This is a genomic window from uncultured Campylobacter sp. (assembly GCF_938041645.1).
Classification (GTDB): domain Bacteria; phylum Campylobacterota; class Campylobacteria; order Campylobacterales; family Campylobacteraceae; genus Campylobacter_B.
The window spans coordinates 1-2,831 of record NZ_CALIST010000006.1 but is presented as its reverse complement, the minus strand read 5'-3'; the positions used below and the strand labels follow the sequence as shown (position 1 = coordinate 2,831).

The 2,831-nt window shown below is 46.7% G+C and carries 4 protein-coding genes; all 4 read right to left on the bottom strand.

Going from position 1 to position 2,831, the window contains the following annotated elements; translation table 11 throughout:
* The coding region (locus Q0600_RS00570; protein ID WP_298755645.1) for a translation initiation factor IF-2 N-terminal domain-containing protein at nucleotides 1–1,394 on the bottom strand (1,394 nt) is incomplete at its 3' end.
* On the bottom strand, nucleotides 1,378–1,605 hold the full coding sequence (locus Q0600_RS00565) for a hypothetical protein (RefSeq protein ID WP_040304108.1): 228 nt from the start codon (nucleotides 1,603–1,605) through the stop codon (nucleotides 1,378–1,380). The genes Q0600_RS00565 and Q0600_RS00570, both read right to left, overlap by 17 nt.
* A 21-nt stretch (nucleotides 1,606–1,626) precedes the next feature.
* Nucleotides 1,627–2,508: a homoserine kinase gene (thrB, locus tag Q0600_RS00560; RefSeq protein ID WP_298755642.1), complete on the bottom strand. Its 882-nt coding sequence runs from the start codon at nucleotides 2,506–2,508 to the stop codon at nucleotides 1,627–1,629.
* 8 nt (nucleotides 2,509–2,516) lie between these two features.
* A partial coding sequence (locus Q0600_RS00555; RefSeq protein WP_298755639.1) for a glycoprotease occupies nucleotides 2,517–2,831 on the bottom strand: 315 nt, incomplete at its 5' end.

Below are 2,831 nucleotides of genomic sequence, written 5' to 3'. Positions count from 1 at the left end.
ATCGAAGTAAAGGCCTCGTGGCCCGGGGTGTCGATGAAAGTGATTTTTTTGCCGTTTTTCTCGACCATATACGCGCCTACGTGCTGCGTGATGCCGCCCGCTTCGCCGCTTGCTACGCGAGAGTTTCGGATATAATCGAGCAGGCTCGTTTTGCCGTGATCGACGTGTCCCATGATGGTAATGACAGGCGCTCTAGCGATTAAATTTTCTTCGCCTTCGCTGTCCTCGTAAGCCTTGATATAATCAAACTCCTGCGCCTCATCGATGATGTTTACTTCAATGCCAAATTCGCTTGCTAAAATTTCTATCGCGTCCTCGTCTAAAAAGTCGTTTTTCGTCGTCATCATCCCGAGCGCAAATAACTTGCCAATAATCTCGCTAGGCTGCTTTTTGATCTTATCGGCAAACTCATAGACGCGGATCTCTTTTGGGATATTTACAGAGCTTACGATTTCGCTACCCTGCTCGCGAGGGGCTTTTTTATGCTTTTTGCGACCGCCGCGACTTATACCGCCCTCACTGCTGAAAATTTGATTCTGCGAGGCGCGATAAATATTGGGTTGGTTTTTACTTTTGGTGCGATTTTCGGTCTGAATTGGTTTGACGGTGAAATCGGGCATTACCACGACGTCCTCGTCCTCAATGACGATATCCGCCATCTCGTGATCAGGAATGATGTCGATTTTAAGGGCGTCCTCTTTTTTAGCGGCGGGAGCTTTTTTCTTTTCGATCTTTTTCTTTTTCAAATTTAGTTCAGCGTTTGAAAAGATCGCCTCCAAGCTCGCACTTATCTTTTCGCGCCTAGGCTCGGTTCTATCTTGTGCCGCCGGGGCTTGAACTTCCTTTTTCTTTTTGACTATGACTAGACCGCGGCGCTTTTGCAGGCTCTCGCTAGCGATGCTATCGCCGCTGTTTATCTGCACCGGCGCAGGCTTTGAAGCGGTGTTTTGCTTCTCCTCTTTCTCCTGCGGGGCGGAGGAAATTTCTTCTTTTTGATTTTGAGATTTTTCGGTTTTTGCCTCAGGCTCTTGCGCCTGAGTTTTTTCATCGCTAGGCTCTTTGGCGCTCTGCGCGGACTCTTTGGATTCGGAAGCTTTTAAGCTTTCCGCCTTTTTAGGGCTCTCTTTTTTAGCGGTTTTTTTAGTTTCGCTCTGTTTTTTAGCGGGCTTATTCTCGTCCTCTTGCGCTTTTTCGGAGCTTTTTTTCGCGGGCTTTGACTTTTTCCCCGGCAAAATTCCAGTCTGGATATAATCGTAAATAGCGGCAGCTTCTTCTTCGCTTACTTTATTCGACGCGGTTTTTACCTTTTTAAAGCCCATCTCCTGCGCTTTTTCGATTATCTCTTTGCTTGCATATCCAAGCTCGTCCGCGATATCTTTAATCAGAACACCCATTTAAAACCCTCTCCTTGATATGTCCCAAATCTGCGCTAGACGCAAATTTAGATAGATATTTTGAAATTTTCTCTTTTTGATTTATGCAACCGTCGCAAATATAAAATTGTCTGTTTGAGCTTATATTTTTAAAATTTTGCAAAAAGGCGTGGAGCTCGCGTTTGGCGAAGCGCCCCTTGCAAATAACGCACATTCTAATCGGTTCGCTCATGCGATTATATCTTTATTTTTCTTAGTCAATATTAAAGCCGCCGTTGTCGATCTCTAAAATTTCGACGCGGAAGTTTTTAAAATTTTCGCTAAGGCAGGCTTTAAGCTTTGCGGCGTCGGCTCTGTAGGCTAAATTTAAAAAGCTTGAGCCGCTTCCCGAGAGCGAGCTCATAAGCGCGCCGTTATCATAGGCGATCTCGCGCACCTTAAAAAGCTGCGGGAGCACGCCCATGCGCATCTGCTCGTGCATCTTATCGATACAGGCGTAACGCAAGCTGTCGTAATCGCGCCGCATAAAGCAAGCGGTCAGAAACGCCGCGTGCGAGAGGTTGCTAACGCAATCTTTGATCGAAAAGCTCTTAGGCAGCTTGCCGCGCGATTCGTTCGTAGGCATCGGGGTATCGGGGATGACGACGACCGCTTGCAGATCTTGCGAAATTTCGCATTTTTGCGTGCGAACCATCTTGCCATCCACGACGCTGCTGACAAAGCCGCCGAGCGTTGCGGGCGCGATATTATCCGGGTGGTTTTCATATTCTAGAGCCGTGTTTAAAATTTTAGCGCGATCGATCTCAAAACCGCAAATTTTATAAGCGCTTGCGATAGCGCCTACGATCACGGCCGAGCTGCTGCCCAGCCCGCGCGAAAACGGGATGTTGTTGTGAAAGGCGAATTTAAAATTTAACTCTTGCCCGCCGCCTAGTTTTCTGTAAATTTCATTAAAAATATTCAAAAAAGCGTTGCCCTTCTTAAGCCACGCTCTGTTGCTGCCCTCGCCGCTAAGCGATACGCAAAAAAACTTCTGCTCGGTAATCTCTACTTCGTTAAATAGCCCTAGGCTAAGGCCGAGCGCGTCGAAACCGGGGCCTAAATTTGCGCTCGTCGCAGGAATTCTTATAATCAAATTTTCTCCTAAACCGCTTCTATGATGTAATTTGGAAGTATATCATCGCTTTTATTTAAAACCGATAAATCCTGCGGCAAAGATAGCGCGGCGGGGGTGCATTTTTTCATCCTGATTTCGCCGCACTCGTAAACGTAGCTGAAATTTTTATTCGCTCTGATCGGTCCGAAGCCGCTTAGCTCAAAGCCGCTGATTGCGTATAACGGCACATCAAGAGCGATGCTAAGCGTGCGCAATATTACGTAGCTTACCTTCATACCCATGAAGCTGCCGGGAGTGTTTGCGTAGATGAGCTCTTTGATTTTGTAATCTTTTAAAATTTC

Bases quoted from the DNA above. Each gene is read 5' to 3' on its own strand.
- Q0600_RS00565 (WP_040304108.1), bottom strand. From the start codon at position 1,605: ATGAGCGAACCGATTAGAATGTGCGTTATTTGCAAGGGGCGCTTCGCC.